Origin of the sequence: Deinococcus roseus (assembly GCF_014646895.1) — a bacterium.
In the GTDB taxonomy this organism is placed as follows: domain Bacteria; phylum Deinococcota; class Deinococci; order Deinococcales; family Deinococcaceae; genus Deinococcus_C; species Deinococcus_C roseus.
This window is the reverse complement of record NZ_BMOD01000001.1, coordinates 219,511-240,242: the sequence shown is the minus strand read 5'-3', so window position 1 is coordinate 240,242 and position 20,732 is coordinate 219,511. Positions and strand designations below refer to the sequence as shown.

The 20,732-nt window shown below is 56.1% G+C and carries 22 protein-coding genes; 8 read left to right on the top strand and 14 right to left on the bottom strand.

Features of this window, described 5'->3' with window-relative positions; translation table 11 throughout:
* Positions 1–42 precede the first annotated feature (42 nt).
* The 4 genes from chrA to IEY52_RS01030 all read left to right on the top strand — a co-directional run bounded on the left by chrA (position 43) and on the right by IEY52_RS01030 (position 3,451).
* Positions 43–1,185, top strand: a complete 1,143-nt coding sequence (chrA, locus tag IEY52_RS01045) for a chromate efflux transporter (protein ID WP_188998488.1) — start codon at positions 43–45, stop codon at positions 1,183–1,185.
* A 48-nt stretch (positions 1,186–1,233) separates the two neighbouring features.
* Positions 1,234–1,764, top strand: a complete 531-nt coding sequence (locus IEY52_RS01040) for a hypothetical protein (protein ID WP_188998485.1) — start codon at positions 1,234–1,236, stop codon at positions 1,762–1,764.
* A 172-nt stretch (positions 1,765–1,936) separates the two neighbouring features.
* A complete protein-coding gene (locus IEY52_RS01035; protein WP_188998483.1) occupies positions 1,937–2,353 on the top strand; it encodes an RrF2 family transcriptional regulator in 417 nt (138 codons plus the stop codon).
* A 72-nt stretch (positions 2,354–2,425) separates the two neighbouring features.
* On the top strand, positions 2,426–3,451 hold the full coding sequence (locus IEY52_RS01030) for an aldo/keto reductase (protein WP_229684592.1): 1,026 nt from the start codon (positions 2,426–2,428) through the stop codon (positions 3,449–3,451).
* 26 nt (positions 3,452–3,477) lie between these two features.
* Here the strand turns inward: IEY52_RS01030 and IEY52_RS01025 are convergent, their stop codons facing one another.
* Together IEY52_RS01025 and IEY52_RS01020 are read right to left on the bottom strand one after the other, a co-directional pair.
* A complete protein-coding gene (locus IEY52_RS01025; protein ID WP_188998480.1) occupies positions 3,478–3,993 on the bottom strand; it encodes an HD domain-containing protein in 516 nt (171 codons plus the stop codon).
* A gap of 26 nt (positions 3,994–4,019) precedes the next feature.
* On the bottom strand, positions 4,020–4,889 hold the full coding sequence (locus IEY52_RS01020; protein WP_188998478.1) for a GNAT family N-acetyltransferase: 870 nt from the start codon (positions 4,887–4,889) through the stop codon (positions 4,020–4,022).
* A gap of 106 nt (positions 4,890–4,995) precedes the next feature.
* Between IEY52_RS01020 and IEY52_RS01015 the strand changes: the two genes are divergently transcribed.
* From IEY52_RS01015 to IEY52_RS01005, 3 genes are all read left to right on the top strand, one after another.
* The gene (locus IEY52_RS01015; protein WP_188998475.1) at positions 4,996–5,913 is read left to right on the top strand and encodes a transglutaminase-like domain-containing protein; all 918 of its coding nucleotides are present in this window, start codon (positions 4,996–4,998) and stop codon (positions 5,911–5,913) included.
* A gap of 333 nt (positions 5,914–6,246) precedes the next feature.
* Positions 6,247–6,987 carry an alpha/beta hydrolase gene (locus tag IEY52_RS01010; RefSeq protein ID WP_188998473.1) on the top strand — a complete coding sequence of 247 codons (741 nt, stop codon included), beginning with the start codon at positions 6,247–6,249 and terminating at the stop codon, positions 6,985–6,987.
* Positions 6,988–7,062: 75 nt separating this feature from the next.
* On the top strand, positions 7,063–7,365 hold the full coding sequence (locus tag IEY52_RS01005) for a PadR family transcriptional regulator (protein ID WP_188998470.1): 303 nt from the start codon (positions 7,063–7,065) through the stop codon (positions 7,363–7,365).
* A gap of 31 nt (positions 7,366–7,396) precedes the next feature.
* Here IEY52_RS01005 and IEY52_RS01000 read toward each other — a convergent pair whose 3' ends face one another.
* From IEY52_RS01000 to IEY52_RS00945, 12 genes are all read right to left on the bottom strand, one after another.
* On the bottom strand, positions 7,397–7,591 hold the full coding sequence (locus IEY52_RS01000) for a hypothetical protein (protein ID WP_188998467.1): 195 nt from the start codon (positions 7,589–7,591) through the stop codon (positions 7,397–7,399).
* A gap of 419 nt (positions 7,592–8,010) precedes the next feature.
* Positions 8,011–8,202, bottom strand: a complete 192-nt coding sequence (locus IEY52_RS00995; RefSeq protein ID WP_188998463.1) for a hypothetical protein — start codon at positions 8,200–8,202, stop codon at positions 8,011–8,013.
* A 120-nt stretch (positions 8,203–8,322) separates the two neighbouring features.
* Complete coding sequence (locus tag IEY52_RS00990; protein ID WP_188998461.1) at positions 8,323–8,694, bottom strand: hypothetical protein; 372 nt, start codon at positions 8,692–8,694, stop codon at positions 8,323–8,325.
* 130 nt (positions 8,695–8,824) lie between these two features.
* Positions 8,825–10,552 (bottom strand): hypothetical protein, encoded by a 1,728-nt coding sequence (locus IEY52_RS00985; protein WP_188998458.1) that lies wholly within the window; start codon positions 10,550–10,552, stop codon positions 8,825–8,827.
* 251 nt (positions 10,553–10,803) lie between these two features.
* Entirely contained in the window at positions 10,804–12,219 is a 1,416-nt protein-coding gene (gene purF / locus IEY52_RS00980; RefSeq protein ID WP_188998455.1) for an amidophosphoribosyltransferase, read from the bottom strand.
* Positions 12,220–12,463: 244 nt separating this feature from the next.
* On the bottom strand, positions 12,464–14,692 hold the full coding sequence (purL, locus tag IEY52_RS00975; protein ID WP_188998452.1) for a phosphoribosylformylglycinamidine synthase subunit PurL: 2,229 nt from the start codon (positions 14,690–14,692) through the stop codon (positions 12,464–12,466).
* Positions 14,689–15,390, bottom strand: a complete 702-nt coding sequence (gene purQ / locus IEY52_RS00970) for a phosphoribosylformylglycinamidine synthase subunit PurQ (RefSeq protein WP_188998450.1) — start codon at positions 15,388–15,390, stop codon at positions 14,689–14,691. The genes purL and purQ overlap by 4 nt, the downstream gene beginning before the upstream one ends.
* A 2-nt stretch (positions 15,391–15,392) precedes the next feature.
* Positions 15,393–15,656: a phosphoribosylformylglycinamidine synthase subunit PurS gene (purS, locus tag IEY52_RS00965; RefSeq protein ID WP_188998448.1), complete on the bottom strand. Its 264-nt coding sequence runs from the start codon at positions 15,654–15,656 to the stop codon at positions 15,393–15,395.
* Positions 15,653–16,363, bottom strand: a complete 711-nt coding sequence (gene purC, locus IEY52_RS00960) for a phosphoribosylaminoimidazolesuccinocarboxamide synthase (RefSeq protein WP_188998445.1) — start codon at positions 16,361–16,363, stop codon at positions 15,653–15,655. Before purC ends, purS begins: the two co-directional genes overlap by 4 nt.
* Positions 16,364–16,563: 200 nt before the next feature.
* A complete protein-coding gene (locus tag IEY52_RS00955) occupies positions 16,564–17,226 on the bottom strand; it encodes a site-2 protease family protein (RefSeq protein ID WP_188998442.1) in 663 nt (220 codons plus the stop codon).
* 52 nt (positions 17,227–17,278) lie between these two features.
* Entirely contained in the window at positions 17,279–17,911 is a 633-nt protein-coding gene (locus IEY52_RS00950; protein WP_188998439.1) for a zinc metalloprotease, read from the bottom strand.
* 145 nt (positions 17,912–18,056) lie between these two features.
* Positions 18,057–19,319: a S1C family serine protease gene (locus IEY52_RS00945; RefSeq protein WP_188998436.1), complete on the bottom strand. Its 1,263-nt coding sequence runs from the start codon at positions 19,317–19,319 to the stop codon at positions 18,057–18,059.
* A 221-nt stretch (positions 19,320–19,540) separates the two neighbouring features.
* On the opposite strand from IEY52_RS00945, the gene IEY52_RS00940 reads away from it, so the two are divergent.
* Positions 19,541–20,710: an MFS transporter gene (locus tag IEY52_RS00940; RefSeq protein WP_188998433.1), complete on the top strand. Its 1,170-nt coding sequence runs from the start codon at positions 19,541–19,543 to the stop codon at positions 20,708–20,710.
* Positions 20,711–20,732 lie beyond the last annotated feature (22 nt).

The following is a 20,732-nucleotide window of genomic DNA, read 5'->3' as shown; positions in this document are numbered from 1 at the left end:
AGCAGCACACGGTTTTGAACCTGAACGGTTAGCATGAACAGCATGCATCCAGCGCTGGACGTTTTGCTGACTTTTTTGAGATTGGGCTGCAGCAGTTTTGGGGGACCGGTGGCCCATCTGGGTTACTTCAGGCAGGAATTTGTGGAGCGCAAAAAATGGCTGTCAGATTCAGATTATGCGGATCTGGTGGCCCTGTGCACCTTTTTGCCCGGTCCCTCCAGCAGCCAGGTGGGCATGTGCCTGGGCAAATTGCGGGCGGGCACACTTGGGGCTGTGCTGGCCTGGGTGGGCTTCACCACACCATCTGCGCTGATCATGCTGGCCCTGGCCCTGGGGGCCAACCAGTTTCTCAGTGGTGGTCTGGTGCGTGCCCTCAGTTTGCTGACGCTGGGGGTGATCCTCAGTGCTGTGCTGGGCATGGCCCGCACCCTGGCCCCGGACAACACCCGCCGCCTGATTGCCCTGATCAGCGGCCTGTTGATGCTTTTGCTTCCCACAGCCTGGACCAGCTTGCTGGTGATTGCACTGGGAGGGCTTTATGGCATCTGGCAGTTCAGACCAGCAGAGCAGGAGAAGCCACCTCTCAGCAACAACCTGAACTTGCACAGGACCGGAATTTACCTGGGACTTGCCACGACCTTGCTGGTGGGATTGCCCTTGCTGGCTTTTTCTCCCATTTTGCATCTGTTTGGCCTGATGTACCGCACAGGCAGCCTGGTGTTCGGAGGAGGACACGTGGTGTTGCCCCTCCTGCAGCCCATCTCTGTGTGGCTGACTCCGGAGCAATTTCTGGGCGCTTATGGAGCTGCACAGGCCATTCCGGGACCGGTGTTTGCCATCAGCACCTTTCTGGGGGCCACTTTTCCTGAAGTCCATCCTGTGCTGGGAGGTCTGGTGGCCACTTCTGGCATCTTTCTGCCTGCACTGCTGTTGGTGCTGGCCATCATGCCTGTCTGGAACAGCATCAAAGCCCTGCCCCTCTTGCAAGCTGCTTTGCGGGGTGTGAATGCTGCAGTGGTGGGATTGCTGGGTGCAGCACTGCTGGACGCTGCCCTCACCATCCGACCCCACACCGTGCTGGAATTTTTGTGGGTGATTCTCAGTTTTGTGCTCTTGCACCTGCTGAAAATCCCGGCCCATCTGGTGGTGCTGGGAGGGGCTGTTGTGGGCTACTTTGTTCTGTAGGCATCTGTTTTGCAACCTGTACTACAATAATGACAGCAAAGGAGCCCAATGAAAAAAGTTGTGTGGCTTGCTGTTCTTGGCCTGCTGACCACCGGATGCATGCAGTTCACAGTGCCTTCCAGAGATGTTGTTGCCTACCGGGATGCACTGGGTCCAAAATGGGAAAACTGGTCCTGGGACACCACCCTGGATTTTTCCAGCACCAGTGTGGTGTGGTCTGGAAAATACAGCATCAAACTGGCTTATCAGGGAGACTGGACCGGACTTTACCTGCACACCGGACAGGTCATGAACAAAGCAGACATCCGCAAAATGGGCTTCTGGGTGAATGGTGGCCCCACCGAGAACCACCAGTTGCTGGTGGTGATGGCCTCCAAAGCCGCCCCTGCAGATGAAAATGATGTGTTGCTTTCAGACAAAGCCATGCCCATCACGGCTTACAAGAACACCTGGACCTATTACGAAATTCCACTGTCCGAACTGGGAAACCCCACCTGGATTGCAGGCGTGGTGTTCCAGAATTACTCCAGTGCAAGGTCCGATTTTTTTCTGGATGACATTGTGTTCCTGAACAAATGACCTGCTGGCCTTGCAGGGCAAAGGTTTTGATGTCACTTTGGGGGGGTTGATTTTTCCAGAAAAGGAAACGAAAACCTTAAGCCCTGCTGCACTGAAAAGCGTTGCAACCCATGTCTTTTGCCCTTGCGATTTGTTACTGTGAGGCATCATCAGGAAAGGTGATGTCTGACCCATGCAAGTGACCCGCTTTACCGACCTCAGCCTGCGTTTGCTGATGCACCTGATGCAAGTCCCTGAACAGGGAAGGGCCACGGTGCAGGAGGTGGCGGACCGGTTCAATGTGCCTTACAACCACCTCAACAAAGTGGCCCATTCCCTCTCCAAGATGGGCATCATTCAGGGAAGCAAAGGCAAAAATGGCGGCATTCGGCTGGCCAAAAACCCCTCTGAAGTCCGGCTGGGAGATCTGGTTCGCCTGACCGAACCGCAGGCAGACATCATCGACTGCAACATTGGTCCCTGTCCTTTAAGGGGCAACTGCAAACTGAAATGCGTGCTCATTGATGCCAGAGAGGCTTTTTACGCCAAACTCAACGAGTTCACGCTGGCAGATGTGGCCGCGCAGCCCCTGATGCAACTGGAAGGGTGAGTTTTCGTTCCTGAGCCTCACCCGATCTCGGGTATGCTGGATCCTGAGATCAACGCAGGATTCAGGAGGTTCATGATGCCATCATTCCGTACACCACCACTGACCGAAACCGTTGCTGTGGGCCGTGGGGCCACCGTCACCCGCCTGGGCCTGGGGGCCTCGGTGCAGGGAGGTCTGTTCAGGCCCGTTGAGGAAAGCGATGCCAGAGCGGTTTTTCAGGCTGCATGGGATGCGGGCATTCGTTTTTACGACACCGCACCCTGGTATGGCTTTGGAGAATCCGAAATCCGCCTGGGTGACTTCTTGAAGCAAAAATCGGGCTTCACCGTGTCCAGCAAGGTGGGCCGCCTGCTCAGGGAAGGCATTCCACCCCACCCGACCCAGTTGATGGAAGACGGAGAGCGGGTGTTCAAAACGTCTTTGCCTTACAACGTGGTCTATGACTTCAGTTACGACGGGGTGATGCGCAGCTTTGAGGAAACCCTGCAGCGCATGCAAATGGACAGCCTGGATCTGGTGTTCATCCATGACCCGGATTCGGTGGGGGTCACCGCCTCTGAACTGATGGATGGAGCTTACCGCGCCCTGACCGAACTGCGGGACCAGGGGCTGGTGAAAGGCATTGGAGCAGGCATGAACCAGTGGGAAATGCCCCACGAGCTCCTGCTGGCCGGAGATTTTGATGTGTTCCTGCTGGCCGGGCGCTACACCCTGCTGGAACAGCACAGCCTGCCTCTGCTGCAAACCTGCATTGAAAAAGGCGCAAAAATCATTGTGGGAGGGGTATTCAACAGCGGATTGCTGGCGAATCCCACCCCGGATGCGAAATACAACTATTCCCAGGCCCCGGAACTGATGCTGCAGCGTGCCCTGGCCATCAAGGATTTGTGTGACCATTACGGCATTTCCATCAAGGCTGCTGCCATGCAATTCCCACTGGCCCACCCTGCTGTGGCCTCGGTGCTGCTGGGGGTCAGGAACCTGGAACAGCTGCAAAGCAACCTGCAGGATTACCAGACCTCCATTCCTGCAGATTTCTGGAAGGAATTGCAACACAAAGGGCTGGTTTCAGAGGAACTGGAACACCTCCCTGGCTGAGCAAGTGTTCAGAGATCACCTGTGCCTTAAAGCCGGGTGATCTCTTTCGTTCCCGGGTACATTTCCTGCAAGGACTGGTTGATGGCCCACAGGAGGGTCTCAGGCTCCCTGGAATGGGGGAGGCTGAGGTATCCGGGGTCAGGCCGGATGCCCACCCGCATCAGGTCCAGACGGTCACTGTCCCAGCAGGCCCCAATGGTGACCATTGGGGTGGGCCTGCCAGTGGTGTGGTGTTGCACTGCGTATTGCAGTAAGTTGAATTGGTCGTCGCTGCAGTCAAAATGGGTGCCACGCCATTTCACCATGGCCTGTGCGGCTTCCGGGCCATGCTCCAGATCCCAGCCGTCATTGGTGCGCCTGGAATCGTGCAGCAGGCTGAACAGTTCCAGCACCACTGGATCTGCCGTGCTGTGCTGGGCCAGCCTCTGACCGATGCGCTCCACCCGTGCCCAGTGGGAAGGCCCATGAATGGAAGTGAGGGGCAACTCAAACTGTTCCAGAATGAAGGCATGCAGCCCGGGGAAGTTGGAGGACAGGTGCATCTACACCAGCATAAAGCAGCAGGTATTCAATCTGAAGAAGCTGCTGCCTGTGGAACGCTGGCCTGCTCTTTCGTGTAGATCTGAAATGTCCCCAGCCGTTCGAACCCCAGCCGCTCATAAACTTTCAGACCCGCTCTGGAGGACAGCAACACCCCCACCCGGTGCCCGAGTTTGCGGGCTTCCAGCAGCGGATGCAGGGTCATCAGGGTGCCCAGCCCACGGCGGGTGTGTCCAGGCAGGGTGCCCACGAAATACAGACCTGCACTGCCAGGGGTCAGGCGCACCCCGCTGGTGCATGCGGGCTGACCTTCCCAGGACCCCACATACAACCGAACCGGCCACAAATCAGATTCCAGCACCCGTGAAAACTGTGCCAGTCGGATTTCAACAGCCTGAGGAGGCAAATGAAAACTGACCTGACCCACTTTTGCCCAGTCTTCCAGTTGCCGATCGGTGCACACCTGTTCGATGTGAAAACCTTCAGGAAGCTGCAGTTCGGGCAGGTTTTCCAGTGAACGGCCCATCGGGATCAGCTCGCCATCCAGTTCCATTCCCTGGGCCAGCAGGCGGTCTTTCAGGTCCAGTGGGCGGCTCTCGGGGGTGATCAGCCAGTTGAAAGGAATCTGGCGCTCCTGGAATTCCTGAAACATCTTGTTGATGCGCTCCTCAGCCGTTTCTTCATCGAAAATGGAGCGCACCACCGAATTGAGGGGAGCCACAGGAAATCCACTGATCCGATAAGCCAGATCTGGCCCATCATGAACCAGCAGGGCCGGGTAAAGCCCCACAGGAAACATCTGGACGTAATTGTCAATGCAGGCTTGCAGCAGGGCTTCCGAAGCAGGGGAAAGGTTTGAAAGGTTTGAAAGGTTTGAAATCTCCTGAGCATGGGACATGCCTCATCTTAAGGGTCTGAACAGAGGGTGCTTTCTTGCGGGCTTGACTCTGCGGGCTTACTCTGTGGGTTGACTCTGCCCTTTGGTCAGGGTTTACCTTACAGACATGCAACAGACAGACTTCAAACCGACTGCAGATCTGCTGGATTTTTACCGTGCCCAGAGCCCGTTCTCCCAGTCGGAACTGCTGGAAGTGCAACCCGACTGGGCCCTCTCCCGGCTGGCAGAAATCGCACAGCAACACCTGCTGCATTATGGCTGGCTGGGGGCCTACCACACCGAGGGCACTGCAGAAAAACTGCAGCAGATCAACACCCGACGCATCGACAGCCTCTTGAAGGCCAGACAGCAGGCAGGATTCCAGCTGACCGATCAGGCAGTGCCTCAACAGCGGCATCTTGGGTGTTGCAGGGATTTCTCCCTGTTTTTCACGGCCCTGTTGCGTGCCCAGGAAATTCCTGCCCGCAGCAGGGTGGGCTTTGCAGGATATTTCAGGGCTGGACACTGGCATGACCATGTGATCAGCGAGCACTGGAACGGTGAGCGCTGGGTGCGGGTGGATCCCCAACTGGACCAGTTGCAGCAAGATGCCGTGCAACTGGGCTTTGATCCCCTCGACATGCCTTTTGATCCCACCGTGTTTGTGACGGCTGCAGAAGCCTGGCAGCTTTACAGGGCAGGCAAAATTGACCCCTGGCATTACGCCATCTTTCCAGGTTCACCCATTGGTGGGCCGGGTTTCATTCGGGGGAACCTGTTGCACGAACTGTGGTCCCTGAACATAATCGAGTTGCTGCTCTGGGAAGGTCCACCCGAATTCTGGCGCGATGTGGAAGACCTCTCAGATCTGGAATTGCAGGAGATGGACCTGCTGGCAGCGTATCTTGCTTCCGGCACTGAAACGCTGGAAGGTTTACAGCACTGGCTGCACAAATATCCTGCAGAATACATCATCTGCCGGGCACCCAATGGATTTGAGGAGGAGTGGGATCTGGAACCTGATCCCCTGTTGACAGGCGCTTGACAGTTTGACCGAATATATCGAGTGGCCGAATGTGGGGAGTCGCTGAAAGGATGTCCTCATGATCCACCATTCACCGTGGGTTCGAATCCTACACGCCCAGCACACCCGCAAGGGTGTGTTTTTGCTGAAGGCCCTTGATGAGGTTGTTGACGAGGCTCTTGACTTGATTATCGAAATCCGATATCGTTTATCTATACTAAAATCAACCGAACCCTGCTGAACATGCCATGCAGGAAGCCCACACATCACCCCTTCGGGTGGAAGTTGCCTTTTCGAGGGGCAAACCATCCCATGTTTCAAGCAGAGGCCTGAGCTTCTGCAGAAAGGATTGTCATGAAAAAGCCCCTGATGTTTCTGTTCGCCCTTGCCTGCACGTCTGTTTTCCAGCCAGCCTTCGCGCAGGAAGGGGTCTATCTGCAGGCCGCCGATGGGGTGAAAGTCTACGCAGATTATTACACCCCTGCCAGCCCAAAAGGAGCCATCATCCTGCTGAATGGTGCTCCGCTGGATCCGCTGGTGCCTCCACGCAACCGTTGCGAATACGGCTCCTTTCCCCAGAAACTGCAGGACCAGGGTTATGCTGTGCTGAATGTGGACCTGCGCATCAGCAGCGATGGGCAAAATTGCCAGACCCACACCCATGCCCCGGTGGCAGATGCCTATGACGCCATGCAAGACCTGGCAGCTGCAGTCCAATGGATGCAGGCCAAAACCGGGCAGCAAAAGGTCCTGTTGTTTGGGAATGGGTTTTCTTCAATGATGTCCATCTTTTATGCCTTGCAGCACCCGGAGCAGGTGCAAGGTGTGGTGGCCTTTGCTCCGGGCTCAAGCAGCATCGACATGACAGGAGAAGTGGCTGCAAACCTGAAAAACCTGTCTGTTCCGCTGGTCATGATCACCCCTGCAGATGAAAAAGGCCTTGCAGAAGCCATTCTGGAAGGTTTGCCTGACCAGAGAGGTCAGGTGGTGCTGGCCCCTGAACTGGATGGGTACACCCTGGGTTTCAACGACCCCAGAACCCTGGAGGTCTACCAGAAAGCTTCTTTTGACTTCCTGCAACAACTCAACCCCTGAACACCACACCAGGGCCTGCCTTCTTCAAGGAGGGCAGGCCCTTTTCTGGAGGCTGAAATGGAGTCCACAAGGTTCATGGATCATCTGCAGGTGCTGCTGCTCAGCTTTCTGGAATCTGGTCCCTGCATCACTGCAGCCATGATCAGGCAGGTGCAGGAACGCACAGGCGGTTTCTTTGACCTGCAGCCAGAAGATCTGGAACGGGCATTGCAGCAGCTGGAGGCACACGGTCAGATTGCTGTGGGTTTCCATGCCACCACCAGGGCAGGCACCTTGCAGAAACAGTACAACCTGACTGCTCAGGGACTTGCCCAGTTGCAAACCCGAAAGCCTGAACTGGAACACCTGAGCTGCATTTTGCCTTTTCTGCTCAGGTGATTCACGGATCAATGCAGCAGGGAGGTTGGATTCAGGAAGGCTGCCGTTGCCGGACCTGCTGCTGGTCAGGTTGCAGCATGTCCAGCTGGTCTGCGAGAGATCGCAGGGATTCTGCCACCTGATGCAACATGCTGGTTCTGGGGGCCTGTCTGAGCAAATGAAGCAGCTCTGCTTCTTGCTGGTGTTCCAGGTGACGCAGGTGGGCTTCCATTTCGATGTGGATCATGGCCTGCTCCTTTCAAGGGGGCCGAGAGGGCTTCAGAAACCTGAGTTCTGATGGGTTGCACTTTGAGGATGCACATGGATCATGCACATGCCCATTCTCTGAAGGCAGAATCTCAATGGTTTTCCGTACAGATGCAAGATACCATGCCTGTTTTAGAAAGAACATCTTATTTTTAAGGTTTTTGCTGGAATGCTGAATGGGCCTGAAGTAAAAACACGCTTCTGGGGCGAAATTTGAGAGGTCTGGTTTCTTGAAAACCCAAATAGGCTTTACTTTATAAGTTGAAACTGTGAGGGCTTGATATTTTTATTCCAGTCGCTTTGGTTTACTCAGAGGCAGCTGCTATTTTAAAAACAGGACATTTGTACTGAAGATCAATCTCATGAAAACATCCAGGCTTTCGAATGTGATGTTTCTGATCAGCAAGCACAATCCTGTCTTGCCACCACAGCCATCACGGGTGGATCCAGCCGATCTGCCAGAGACATCAGGACTGTGGCCACCCTGCGCAGCAGATGAATCCTGGGCACCTGCCTGAGTTGCTGCAAAGCTTCGGCTTCCTGTTGCAATTCCTGGTAACGCAGTCTGGCTTCAAATTCGATGTGTCTCATGACAGACTCCTTGCCATAGGGGAAGATCCTGCAGGCTTGGGCCTGAAGGGAAAGGTCAGCTGGAAATGGTCTGGGACGGTTTTCAGGAAGGCTCCTTTGGCGGAGTCATCTTCTCTGAGATCATGGTACAGGGCAGGCCTGCAAGATACCATCTGATTCTTGCCGAAAATTCCCTGGAGCCATCGACACTGCCGATGGAACGCAGGCTTGCCCGTCTTGACACCCTCCCAGAAACACAAAGCCCTGCAAAGCGCAGGGCTGGACAGGTTCGAAATCATATTTGCTTTCATTGACATAATGGGGGGTGAACTGAAATTTCAGGGTGCCCACCTTTTCGAACCCGCTGTCTGTGATGCGTTCATAATCACCGGTATACGTTCCGCGCAGAATTCTGGAATCGTCCCATTTGAGATGTTGAACAGGATGGACATCAGGGCAGGCAACCATCATTGTGCTGATTCCGATCAAAAGTGAAACCTGAAATATTTTCATGTCATCTTGATGCTTGCTTTGCCTGCTTCATGCAATGCAACGGACTTTGAATTGTTCCCATGAAGAAAGCAGGCCTGCCAGAATCCTGTTGCCTGAACCCTGGCGGTAACCTCAAATGTGCTGCGGAATTTCAATTGTTTACGCAGGGATCCACTTCGCCCGATTGCTGCATGAACACCTGGCGGAAAGCACCACAGTCCTTTGCCAGAATCAGCTGATCAGGATTGTTGGCGACCCACTGGTTGCTGTCATCGAGTGAACGGACGAAACCCAGCATGATGTTCGGGGCCTGCAATTTCTGGGAGGACCCCAGATCCTGCAGCAAACGGTTCATTTCGCCACTTCCCAGCAGCAGCATTTTGGTCAGGGTCACGGTGTTGTACGCTGCAGCCACCTGACGGTAATCAAAGCGGGTCGGGTTCGAGGGGTTGGACATGCCATTCTCGTCGATGTGCAGCTCCTGACGGTTGAAAGCATCAATGGTGATGGGGTTGGGACCCGTGGCCATCACCTGATCGAAATACAGCTCAGGGTTGGTCACGTATTTCTTGAGGTCATCCACGGTCATCCCAATGGCGGCCTGCAGCATGGTGTTCAGCAGGTCCCGTTTCAGGTCATTGATGGCGTCGATCAGGAACTGGGGCACCAGGGCATCCAGAATCTTCTCGATGACCTCCCAGGTGATGCCCACAATGTCCGGCACACCTGACATCGAAAGCAGGTGCTCTTGCACATACGTCTGGGCCAGTTGCTGGGCACGGGCGGTGTCCACACCACTGGGATTGAACACCAGGGCTTTTGCCAGTTGCTGGCTCAGTTCGGGCCATGCCCGCAGGCCCAGATCGATGTCATCCACCCAGTATTCCTTGTAGGTCACGATGGGACCATTGGCCACCCGATAGGCAGCTTTCTCCAGTTGAATTGCCGCTGCCTCTCCGTAAAGGAGGGTTGCACTGCAGGAGAAATCCAGAGCCCTGCAATTTTCTGCCGCACGAACTTTCTCGGCAGACCTCCGATCAAACTCCCTCAGTGCAGCGTAATAATTGTCGATGTCCCGCTGCAGACCTGCACGCAGACCCGAATAGATGTAGGGCACAGAAGCCGTGGTGCCTCCACCTCCCATGAGTTGATTGAGCAGCACAGAGCCTGGAGTGGCGTTCACCATGTTCTGGTAAATGAACTCCCTGACCCCCTGATCGATGGAAAAGCTGTTCTCTGTGACCGGCTGGCCATAGATGTCGGTGATGTTCGGGGTTCTCTTGCCAATGTAGCCCTCAAGCACCACATGCCTGACCGCATTTGGACCAATGGAAAAGGGGCCTCCAGTGTAATTGTTCACGAAGGTGTGCCCGAACAGGTCCCCTGCGGAGTGGGTCAGAAAGCCCACTGTGAAAGCCCGCACAGGCAGATGGCTGCCCCCCTGTTCTGCATTGCTGCGGTCCCACAGGTACTGCAACCAGCTGTTGGTTCCCCCAGGAGGCTCTGGCTTGTGGGGCAAGCTCTCATCGGGGTGAATGACTTGCTGCCCGGTCAGGATGTCCGGGTAAGCATCCGGTCCGAGCACCCCTGCCCGAAACTGCTGAGGGTAAGACCGAATGGCCTGCAGAATCTCAGGGTCCACCTGATAATTGCTGCAGTTCTGGGTGATCTCATGGGTCACGAAATTTGTTCTGCAGATGGTGACCTGACCATCTGGAATGGCATCTTTGATGACCTCTTCTGCGAGGTAAACGTGTGTGTTGGGCTTCCAGGCGTAAGCACTGCTGAGGCCCAGGAAGACCATCAGGGACACTGCATGCATTCGTGATCTGGCTCTGGGTTTCTGTGGGGCTGGGGTTCTGAAATCGCGTTGAATCATATTTCACTCCATGACAGGAACACCTCTGGAAAGAGAGTTCCAGAGGAAAATCAACCGATGTGCTGAAGATGTGCCTGCTCTTCATTGTACTGTGCACAATTTTTCTGGAGTCAGGAGGATTGCTGGTCTGAAAATAGGGGAGATGCCTCTGGAAGCGAGTGCAAAGAATCTGAAGTCCTGGGTCTGACCTGCAGATGCTGATGGACAAAAAAAGAAGCAGAGATGTCTCTGCCTCTTTTCTGCGCTGGTCTTTACACTTCCAGCGCGTGTTTGTTCACATCATTCTCCAGCGGAACTCCCGCTGGATATTTCCCATTGAAGCAGGCGAGGCACAGGCCAGGGCCACTCACAGCGCTCTTGATGCCTTCCTCCGAGATGAAGGCCAGGGTGTCGGCCCCGATCATCTGGCGGATTTCTTCCACGGTGTGGGTGCTGGCCACCAGTTCCTTGCGTGCTGCGGTGTCGATGCCGTAGTAGCAGGGATGGGTGATGGGTGGACTGGACACCCGGAAGTGCACTTCGGTGGCTCCAGCGTCGCGCAAGAGTTGCACAATCTGGCGGCTGGTGGTGCCACGCACGATGCTGTCATCAATCAGCACCACCCGTTTGCCTTTGACAGCAGCGGTGGGGGAGAGCTTCATTTTGACTTTCAGCTCACGGGCTTCCTGGGTGGGGGCAATGAAACTGCGTCCAGCGTAAGGATTCTTGTACAGTCCGTAGTCGAAAGCAATGCCACTCTGTCTGGAGTACCCGATGGCTGCACCGATGCCAGAATCTGGCACAGGCACAACAATGTCGGCCTCAACAGGTTGCTCCTTGGCCAGCTCAATGCCCATCCGAACACGGGCCTCGTGGGTGGAAACCCCATCCACACTGGCGTCTGCACGGGCGAAGTAAATCCACTCGAAAGCGCAGGGGGTGGGAACAGAGGGAATGACTTCGAGGGAGTGCAGACCGTTTTCATCGGCCCAGACCAGTTCTCCGGGCTTCACGTCACGGATGAAGGTGGCGTTTACGGCGTAAAGGGCAACCGTTTCGCTGGCGAACACGTAGGCACCGTCTTCACGCTGCCCGATGCACAGGGGACGCACACCGTTGGGGTCGCGCAGACCGATCAGCATCTTGCGGTTCATGATCACCACAGCGAACCCGCCACGCATTTCCTGCATGACGCGAGCGGTGGCATCCACCAGATCCAGGTTGGCGTACTTGGCAATCCGGTTGATCATGACCTCGGTGTCGTTGGTGGTCTGGAAGATCACCCCTTCATTGAGCATCAGTTGCCGGATTTCACGGGCATTCACGAAGTTGCCGTTGTGGGCAATCCCCAGAATCCCCTTGTTGGAACGCACGGTCAGGGGTTGTGCGTTGAAGCGCAGGTTGGAGCCAGTTGTGGAGTACCGGACGTGGCCAATCGCAATGTTGGCCCCTTCCAGGTCCATTTTCTGCAGGCGGGTCTCGTCGAAGACCTGTGTGACCAGTCCAAGGTCTTTTTCAACCAGGAAGTCCTCTCCGTTGGAGACGCACATCCCGGCGGCCTCTTGCCCGCGGTGTTGCAGGGCAAACATGCCCAGGTAAGAAAGCCACGCGACATTCAGCGGTCTGGGGGAGTAAATGCCGAAAACGCCGCATTCCTCTCTGGGTTTATCGAAATCATCGAATAGCATGGTGTCACCTGAAGTGTACCCCCGTCCCCCTGTCCGTTTTCTTATCGGGGTTTGTAAGGGGCTGCTGATCCCTCCTGAGAGGGAGAGCGAACGAGGGGGCTTTACCCTTCCCCCCTCTGTAGGGGGGACAGCGAAGCTAGGGGGGTCGAGGGGGTGGGTGCTGCTGAGGTTCCGGTTGGTTCTGCTCTCCTCGCCACAGATCCCCCCTTGTTAGGGGGGACAGCGAAGCGAAGGGGGGTGGGGTTTACCCCAGAACAGCCCGGATCGGTTCTTCAAACGCTCTGGTCAGCGTTGGGATGTCCAGCGAGAGGTGCTGTCCGTGTCTGGACAGACTGATCGCCAGTTTATCACCACCCACAAAGCCAATTCGTGTGAAGGGGACATTCAGGTCCTTGAGCAGTTTCTCAGCAGCTTCCTCTTTGCCGACAGGGACAGCGGTGATGATGCGGCTCTGGGCTTCTCCGAACAGGATCGCGTCTGCACGCAGGGTGCTGTCGATCTGGATGGTGGCCCCAACCTGTCCAGCAATGACCATTTCTGCCAGGGCAATGGCCAGTCCACCTTCAGAGGTGTCGTGGGCGGTGTCGGTCAGGTCACTTCTGATCAGTTCAATGATGCCCTGCTGAACACGTTTTTCCAGATCAAGGTCGAGCACAGGCACCTGTCCGGCTTCCAGTCCATGAATGGTTTCCAGGTACTGGCTGGCACCAATTTCGTCGGTCAGGTTGCCGAGCAGGTAGACGCTCTGGGCGTGGCTGTCGAACTTCATGGTGGCGTTTTTGGTCACGTCTGGCAGCACTCCGACCAGCCCGATGGTGGGGGTGGGATGGATGGCCACAGTGCGACCTTCCTCGTTGTACTGGTTGTACAGGCTGACGTTGCCGCCGGTCACGGGGGTGTTCAGGGCGCGGCAGGCGTCTGCAATGCCCTTGGTGGCCTCGACAAGCTGGAAGTACACTTCAGGGCGGTGGGGGTTTCCGAAGTTCAGGTTGTCGGTGATCGCCAGAGGGGTTGCCCCCACGCAGGCCACGTTGCGGGCAGCTTCTGCCACGGCACTTGCAGCTCCAACGTAAGGATCGAGGTACACAAAGCGGGGGTTGCAGTCGCTGGAGGCGGCCACACCCTTGGAGGTGCCTTTGATGCGCAGCACGGCAGCATCGGCAGCACCAGGGACCACCACGGTGTTGGTCATGACCTGATGGTCGTAACGCTCGAAGATGGCCCGCTTGGAGGCAATGCTGGGGTGAGACAGCAAGGTCAGCAGCACGTCTTCGAGGTTTTCGGGAACAGCAACGCCAGAGAGGTCTTTTTCGCGCTTGGCTTTGATCTCTTCGGATTCGATGCCTTCACGGGTGTAGGTGGGGGCCTCGTTGAGCAGGTCCACGGGCAGGTCGCACACCACTTCACCGTGCCAGTACAGGCGGTAGGTGTCGTGTTCGGCCACTTCCCCGATTTCCACCACGTCCAGTTCCCACTTGGAGAGCAGGTCAAAGAGTTCCTGTTCCTTGCCGGGAACGGGAACGAGCACCATGCGCTCCTGGGACTCGGAGAGCACCAGTTCCATGGGGACCATGCCCTCTTCACGGGTGGGGACCTTGTCCAGGTAGATGTTCACACCGAGTTTGGCGCGGTAGGCCATCTCGCAGGTGGAGGAGACCAGACCCGCAGCACCCATGTCCTGCACCCCTGCCACCAGACCCGCATGAATGGCCTCAATGGTGGCTTCCAGCAGCAGTTTCTCCATGAAGGGATCGCCCACCTGCACGGCAGGACGGTCTTCACTGGAAGCGTCGGAGAGGTCAGCAGAGGCGAAAACGGCTCCACCCAGACCGTCCCGTCCAGTCTTGGACCCGACGTAGATGATCTTGTTGCCCACGGCGCCCATGGTGCCCTTGGCGAGGTCCTCGTGCTTCATCAGGCCGAGGGCCATCACGTTGACCAGGGGGTTTTCCTGATAGGAGGGGTGGAAGGTCACTTCGCCGCCCACGGTGGGTACACCGATGGCGTTGCCGTAGTGGGAGATGCCCTCAACAACCCCGTGCACCAGAAACTGGGTGCGCTTGCTGTCCAGATTGCCGAAACGCAGGGAGTCCAGTACAGCGAAAGGACGGGCACCCATGGCGAAGATGTCGCGCAGAATGCCGCCCACACCGGTTGCAGCGCCCTGAACGGGTTCCACAGCAGAGGGGTGGTTGTGGGATTCCATCTTGAAGGCCACAGCGTAACCCTCACCGATGTCTACAACACCAGCGTTCTCGCCGGGGCCTTGCAGCACCTGGGGTCCGGTGGTGGGGAAGACTTTGAACAGCGGACGGCTGTTTTTGTAGCCGCAGTGCTCGGACCACATGGCTCCCACGATGGCGGCTTCCAGGGCGTTCACGGGGCGCTTCGTGCGGGATTCCAGGTTGTCGAATTCTTCGACGGTCAGACCAAAAGTGCTGGCCTGATCGCGCAGGTCTTTCACGGCGGTCATTTCACACCTCCTGCAACGTACTCCAGCAGGCTTTCAAACACGCCCAGACCGTCGGTGTTGCCGAGCAGCTTCTCCACGTAGCGCTCGGGGTGGGGCATCATGCCCAGCACATTGCGCTTCTCGTTCAGGATGCCTGCAATGTTGTTGAGGGCTCCGTTGGGGTTGCCTTCCAGCACTTCATGTCCGTCAGGGGTCACGTAACGGAAAGCCACCAGACCCTCGCCTTCCAGACGGTTCAATGTCTCGGAATCGGCGTAGTAGCTGCCCTCGTTGTGGGCAATGGGGATCTTGATGATCTGGCCCTTCTGGTACTGGTTCGTGAAGGGGGAGTGGGTGGTCTCAACGCGCAGGTGCACGTCGTGGCACAGGAAGTGCAGGCTGTTGTTGCGGCCCAGGGCACCGGGCAGGAGGCCTGCTTCGGTCAGGATCTGGAAGCCGTTGCAGATGCCAATCACGGGCACCCCTTTTTCGGCCAGACGCTTGACTTCCTTCATCACTGGACTGTGGGCCGCAATGGCCCCACTGCGCAGGTGGTCTCCGTAGGAGAAGCCACCAGGCACCAGAATGGCGTCAAAGCCTTCCAGACTGGTTTCGGTGTGCCAGACAGGAACGGCCTGCTGTCCAATCACGGCCCCTGCAGCATGAACGCCGTCCATGTCGCAGTTGGAACCGGGGAATTGAATCACTGCAGTTTTCATCTTCAGTGAACCTGCTGCTCGACCTGCTCGAGATCCCAGTGCACGCTCTCCATCACAGGGTTGGAGAGGATGTTCTCTGCAATGTCTTTCAGTTCGGTCTCGATTTTTGAACGGTCCCCTTCAAAGGTCAGTTCAATGTATTTGCCCACACGGGCATTCAGAACGCTGGCGTAACCCTGGTTGTGCAGGGAACGCTCCACGGTGCGACCCTGGGGGTCGAGGATGGATTTTTTCAGGGTGATGTAAACTTTCGCCAGGTACTTCATTGGGCCTCCACACGTCGCAGCATCTCAAGGTAAGCTTCTTCCACATTGCCAAGGTCACGGCGGAAACGGTCTTTGTCCAGTTTCTCGCCTGTCTTGGCATCCCAGAAACGGCAGGTGTCAGGTGAGATCTCATCTGCCAGCACGATTTCGCCTGAAGAAAGTTTCCCGAACTCCAGCTTGAAGTCGATCAGCTTGATGCCGCGCTTCAGGAAGAAGTCTTTCAGGAAAGCGTTGACTTTCAGGGCGTAATCTTTGATGGTGCTCAGGTCGTCTAAAGAGGCCCAGCCCAGTGCAACAGCGGTGTCCGTGTTGATCAGGGGGTCACCCAGCGCGTCAGACTTGTAGCAGTACTCCACCACAGGCTGCGAGAGGGGGGTGCCTTCATCAATGCCCAGTCTCTTGGAGAAGCTTCCGGCTGCAACGTTGCGGATCACCACTTCAACAGGAACGATGGTGACGGCCTTGACCAGTTGCTCCCGGTCGGAAAGTTTTTCCACGAAATGCGTGGGCACCCCGTGGTCGGCAATCTGGGGAAACAGAATGGCGGTGATGGCGTTGTTGACCACACCCTTCTGCCCGATGGTGCCGCGTTTTTGCGCGTTGAAAGCTGTGGCATCGTCCTTGTACTCGACCACATAAAGGTCCTGGTCTTCGGTGGCGTAGACGCGTTTGGCTTTCCCTTCGTACTTCATGTCCAGTTTCTGCATGGCTCTCCTCACGACAAAGCGAGGCACTCACGTGTGCCTCGCAATCACTTTATTTGTGTGATGTGCCGGAAATGTAATGCCTCAAGCCCGGGGTAGTCTTCACCCCTTTGGTGTCAACCAGTCGGGGGCGCTTGAGACTCACTGATTCAGATTAACATGCCAGAGTGATGTGTTGGCAAGAGGTGTCTTAACAACCTGCTTCAGATGTTGGTCAGGAAAACCAGACCCTGAAAAACCACCAGAATCAGCTTGCCCAGAGGGTTCCCCAGCAGGTAGTAGTTGATCATCAGGGCAATCAGCAGCAGAAAAGAATTGTTGGAGGAGTACATGGCCTGCCTCCACTGGAACTGCATGTTTCTGGGAAGCAGGTTCAGCAGGATGTGACTGCCGTCCAGGGGTGGGATGGGCAGGGCATTGAACACCGCCAGCCCCACATTCATGAAAGCCACCGTGCTGCACACCTCCTGCAAGGTGCTCAGCACCACACCTCCATCCAGGACATTGCTGAAAATCCGGTACAGCAACAGGGAAACAATGGCCAGAATCAGGTTCATGATGATGCCTGCACTGGACACCAGCAAATCGCCCCATTTGTATTTGTAGCGGCTGGGATTGGTGATCACCGGTTTGGCCCAGCCAAATCCCACCAGCAGGATCAGCAGAAAACCAAAAGGATCAATGTGTTTTGCAGGATTGAGGGTGAGGCGTCCGTCAAAACGGGGGGTCTGGTCGCCCACCAGCACCGCTGCGTAGGCATGTCCCCATTCGTGAATGATGAAAGACATCAGGATTGCTGCAACAACGATGATGAAAGCCACATATTCGCCCTGGGAGAGCAAGGTTAAAATTCCGCCACTGAACATGGCTCGTATTCTACAGGTGCAGAAGATGAAGATTCTCTGTGCTGCAACCCCTTCAGAAGGGCAGCAAATTCACCCACCCCCTCAGCAGGCCATAGATGGGAGCAGCAAGCTGGTTGGTCGCCCCAGAGTACACCAGCAGAAAGAAGATCAGGTAGGTGAACAGCACCCCCAGACGCCACATGCGGATCAGCAATTGCCGGAACTTCCCCTGGGTGACAGCCAGCAATGCCCTACCTCCATCCAGTTCTGGCAGGGGCAGCAAAAAGATGATGGCATGCACCACCAATCCCAGACTGGCCAGGGAGAGGCCATGCCCTGCAGGGTCCAGCGCTGGCAAAAACACCTGTTGTAATCGGATCAGCAGCAGCAAGAACAGGGCCACCCCCAGCAGCACCACAGGCCCCGCCAGCCAGATCCACACCTCGTGCTGGTGTTTCTCGTGGTGTTCGCCCAGAGGGATTTTTCTGGGGGTGCACAAACCCAGAAACAAATACAGCACCAGTGAAAACAGGTTCAGGTGCACAAAGGGATCAAAAGTCAGAAAAGCTTTTGGGGTGGAATTGCCCAGTTTTAAGGCCAGCCTGGCCTGCACGTAATTGTGGGTGACCAGGCCCAGGCAGATGCCCAGCACCAGCATCACAAATTGCAGGGCATCGGTGGTGAGGAGGCTCAGGGGGCCAAACATGCCTTTCCACTATACCGATTCTGCACTGTACCGATTCTGGCTGTGGGGCAGGTTCTGAATGTTCAGCAGAAACCGCAGGCAGTTCACAGAAAACCACCCCTGAACATTCAGGGGTGATCGCAGGGATGCTGTTTTGCTGGCTGTTTTACTGGCTGTCATCAAAAGACGCGAGGGTCACATCCACATTGATGGTCTTGCCATCCCGCACCACTTCAAGTTTCACCTTGTCGCCATTTTGTTTGCTGAACAGCTGGTTGGCAATGTCCGAGGTGGATTCCACTTTCTTGCCATCCACCGTGGTGATCACATCGCCGCCCAGAACGATGTTGGGCAACTGGGGAATGCTGGTTTTGAAGCTCTTGTTTCCAGCTTTGAGGCCTGCTTTTTCGGCAGGTGACCCTTTGGTGACTTCCTGAACCAGCACGCCCTGTTTGGGCAGCTTGTACTGGTCAATCAGCTCCTGGCGCAACTGGTTGAGGGGGTAGGCATTCAGAGGCAACCCACTCACCCCAATGCGAGGTCCACTGACGGTTTTCCCGGATTTGAGTCCGGTCAGGATGCTCTTGGCCACATTGATGGGAATGGCGAAACCAATCCCGGCGTTCTGCCCACCAGAAGGAGAGAGGATCTGGGTGTTGATGCCGATCACTTCACCGCTGGAATTCAGCAGGGGTCCTCCAGAGTTCCCAGGATTGATGGCTGCATCGGTCTGAATGGCTTTCTGGGGAATGCCACGCTGACCCGTGGGAATCACCCGTCCCACATTGGAGATGATGCCTTCTGTGACGGTGAAATCCAGGTCGAAGGGAGCACCCATGGCAATGGCTTTCTGACCCACAGCAAGTTTTTCACTGTCTCCCAGCTTCATGGGAACAGCCAGGGTTTTGTCGAGGTTGTCCACCTTCAGCAAGGCCAGATCGTAGTCAGGAGCCTTGCCGACCACAGTGGCATCGTATTCCTTGTCGCTGCGGTGCAGACGGATACGGATTTTGGCGGAGTCTGCCACCACATGGTAGTTGGTGAGGATGTACCCCTGATCATCGATCAGGAACCCACTGCCCACCCCACTTTGCTCGGGTTCCTCGGGGGTGCTGCGTTGTTGAGGAGCTTGCTGCTGTGGGTTGCCAAAGAAGTATTCAAAAGGATCGGAGTTGCCGCCAAAAGGACTGTCTGCAAAGGCATTCTCTTCAGGCTGGGCATACACGGAAACATACACCACCCCGTCCTGATAGCTTTTCACGATGTCCATGGTGTTCTGCTCGTTCTGCAGGCGGGCCTGCCCCTCGTTCAGGCTGATTTGGGGGACACCCTGGGCCTGTACGGTGCTGGTGAACAGGTTGTCCCGGAGCAGGGTGGAGCCCAGAACCAGGCCGGTGACCAGAGAGAGAATGGCGATGTTTCGTTTCACACGTGCCTCCTTGATGCTTGTGGTGCTGTTTAAAAGCCTTCTGCTTCTCATGATGCCCGATGAATCTAATGCCATCTTGAATGCCACATGAAAATTTTGAGTGCGATTGACGCAGGTCTTGCTGTTTGTGAAGGCTCAGGATTTTTTCATGAGCAATTTGAGCGGTGAGACTAGGAAATTTGGCTTACTGACCAACACAAATCCGGGGTTATGATGGCCCCATGCGCACTGCCCCCCCTCTGCTTGCCCCAAGTGCCGTGATCATTGCATTGGCAGCCACCCTGGGCCACTTTTTCACCGATGCTTTCACCACCCTGCTGGGACCTCTGGGTCCAGACATGAAAGCCATTTTCGGTTTGACCCTCACGCAAGTGGCCTTTCTGTCCAGCGTGATGTCCCTGACCAGCAGTGTGTTGCAACCCGTGCTGGGCGTGTACACAGAGCGTTTTGACCGCCGCCTGATGCTGGCACTCGGACCAACGCTGGCAGGTGTGGGGCTGTGCTTGCTTCCTTACATGCCTTCTTTTGCTTTTCTGGTGGCCCTGGTGGCCCTGTCTGGCATTGGCAGCGGCATTTTGCACCCCTCGGGGTCGGCTTATGTCTCGGATTACAGTCCGTCCCACCAGAGGGGACTGTGGGCCAGTCTGTTCAGCGCAGGGGGAACCGCAGGCATGGCACTGGGACCAGTGCTGGTGGTGGTTCTGGGGTTGCAGGGTTTGCCTTACATGATTCCCTTGATTGTGCTGATCGGGGTGGGGATCTACTTCAGTGTGCCGTCCATCCACACCCAGAAAAAGAAAGCCACAGTAAAGGAATACTTAAGCGTCTTTAAAGGCCCCATCCAGAAGCTCTGGGGCATGGCTGTTCTGCGGTCCCTGACTTCCATTGGTTACAACGGCCTGTTGCCCTTTTTGCTGCATGACCGGGGCTTTGGCAAAAACGAAGTGGCCTACTCGCTGGGCATTTACGCCATTGCCAGTGCCATCGGGGGCATTGTGGGCGGACGGCTTTCCGACAAATATGGCCGGGTGAAGGTATTGCGCAGCAGTCTGCTGGGCCTGATTCCCCTCTACATCCTGCTGTTTTACAGTTCACCTGCGGACCTCTGGTACTACCCGCTGACTTTTGTGGTGGGTGGCCTGACCAATGCCACCATTCCCGTCGGTGTGGTGGCCGCACAGGAATATGCCCCGAACCATGTGGCCCTGGCCAGCAGCATCATGATGGGTTTCTCCTGGGGGGTCTCAGGCCTGCTGTTCACCCTCATTGGAGGCATTGCAGACCATTTCGGGATCATGCCTGCCCTGTGGGTCAGTGTGTTCATGCTCATTCCATCCATGTTTCTGGTGTACAACCTGCCTGAACCCATGAAACTTGCCCAGAAGGGTTAATCTGGCGTGTTGGACCTCTCGG

What these genes read in the sequence shown, in the direction of transcription:
- chrA (WP_188998488.1), top strand. Translation starts at nt 43, where the DNA reads ATGCATCCAGCGCTGGACGTTTTGCTGACTTTTTTGAGATTGGGCTGC.
- IEY52_RS01040 (WP_188998485.1), top strand. Translation starts at nt 1,234, where the DNA reads ATGAAAAAAGTTGTGTGGCTTGCTGTTCTTGGCCTGCTGACCACCGGA.
- IEY52_RS01035 (WP_188998483.1), top strand. Translation starts at nt 1,937, where the DNA reads ATGCAAGTGACCCGCTTTACCGACCTCAGCCTGCGTTTGCTGATGCAC.
- IEY52_RS01030 (WP_229684592.1), top strand. Translation starts at nt 2,426, where the DNA reads ATGATGCCATCATTCCGTACACCACCACTGACCGAAACCGTTGCTGTG.
- IEY52_RS01025 (WP_188998480.1), bottom strand. Translation starts at nt 3,993, where the DNA reads ATGCACCTGTCCTCCAACTTCCCCGGGCTGCATGCCTTCATTCTGGAA.
- IEY52_RS01020 (WP_188998478.1), bottom strand. Translation starts at nt 4,889, where the DNA reads ATGTCCCATGCTCAGGAGATTTCAAACCTTTCAAACCTTTCAAACCTT.
- IEY52_RS01015 (WP_188998475.1), top strand. Translation starts at nt 4,996, where the DNA reads ATGCAACAGACAGACTTCAAACCGACTGCAGATCTGCTGGATTTTTAC.
- IEY52_RS01010 (WP_188998473.1), top strand. Translation starts at nt 6,247, where the DNA reads ATGAAAAAGCCCCTGATGTTTCTGTTCGCCCTTGCCTGCACGTCTGTT.
- IEY52_RS01005 (WP_188998470.1), top strand. Translation starts at nt 7,063, where the DNA reads ATGGATCATCTGCAGGTGCTGCTGCTCAGCTTTCTGGAATCTGGTCCC.
- IEY52_RS01000 (WP_188998467.1), bottom strand. Translation starts at nt 7,591, where the DNA reads ATGATCCACATCGAAATGGAAGCCCACCTGCGTCACCTGGAACACCAG.
- IEY52_RS00995 (WP_188998463.1), bottom strand. Translation starts at nt 8,202, where the DNA reads ATGAGACACATCGAATTTGAAGCCAGACTGCGTTACCAGGAATTGCAA.
- IEY52_RS00990 (WP_188998461.1), bottom strand. Translation starts at nt 8,694, where the DNA reads ATGAAAATATTTCAGGTTTCACTTTTGATCGGAATCAGCACAATGATG.
- IEY52_RS00985 (WP_188998458.1), bottom strand. Translation starts at nt 10,552, where the DNA reads ATGATTCAACGCGATTTCAGAACCCCAGCCCCACAGAAACCCAGAGCC.
- purF (WP_188998455.1), bottom strand. Translation starts at nt 12,219, where the DNA reads ATGCTATTCGATGATTTCGATAAACCCAGAGAGGAATGCGGCGTTTTC.
- purL (WP_188998452.1), bottom strand. Translation starts at nt 14,692, where the DNA reads ATGACCGCCGTGAAAGACCTGCGCGATCAGGCCAGCACTTTTGGTCTG.
- purQ (WP_188998450.1), bottom strand. Translation starts at nt 15,390, where the DNA reads ATGAAAACTGCAGTGATTCAATTCCCCGGTTCCAACTGCGACATGGAC.
- purS (WP_188998448.1), bottom strand. Translation starts at nt 15,656, where the DNA reads ATGAAGTACCTGGCGAAAGTTTACATCACCCTGAAAAAATCCATCCTC.
- purC (WP_188998445.1), bottom strand. Translation starts at nt 16,363, where the DNA reads ATGCAGAAACTGGACATGAAGTACGAAGGGAAAGCCAAACGCGTCTAC.
- IEY52_RS00955 (WP_188998442.1), bottom strand. Translation starts at nt 17,226, where the DNA reads ATGTTCAGTGGCGGAATTTTAACCTTGCTCTCCCAGGGCGAATATGTG.
- IEY52_RS00950 (WP_188998439.1), bottom strand. Translation starts at nt 17,911, where the DNA reads ATGTTTGGCCCCCTGAGCCTCCTCACCACCGATGCCCTGCAATTTGTG.
- IEY52_RS00940 (WP_188998433.1), top strand. Translation starts at nt 19,541, where the DNA reads ATGCGCACTGCCCCCCCTCTGCTTGCCCCAAGTGCCGTGATCATTGCA.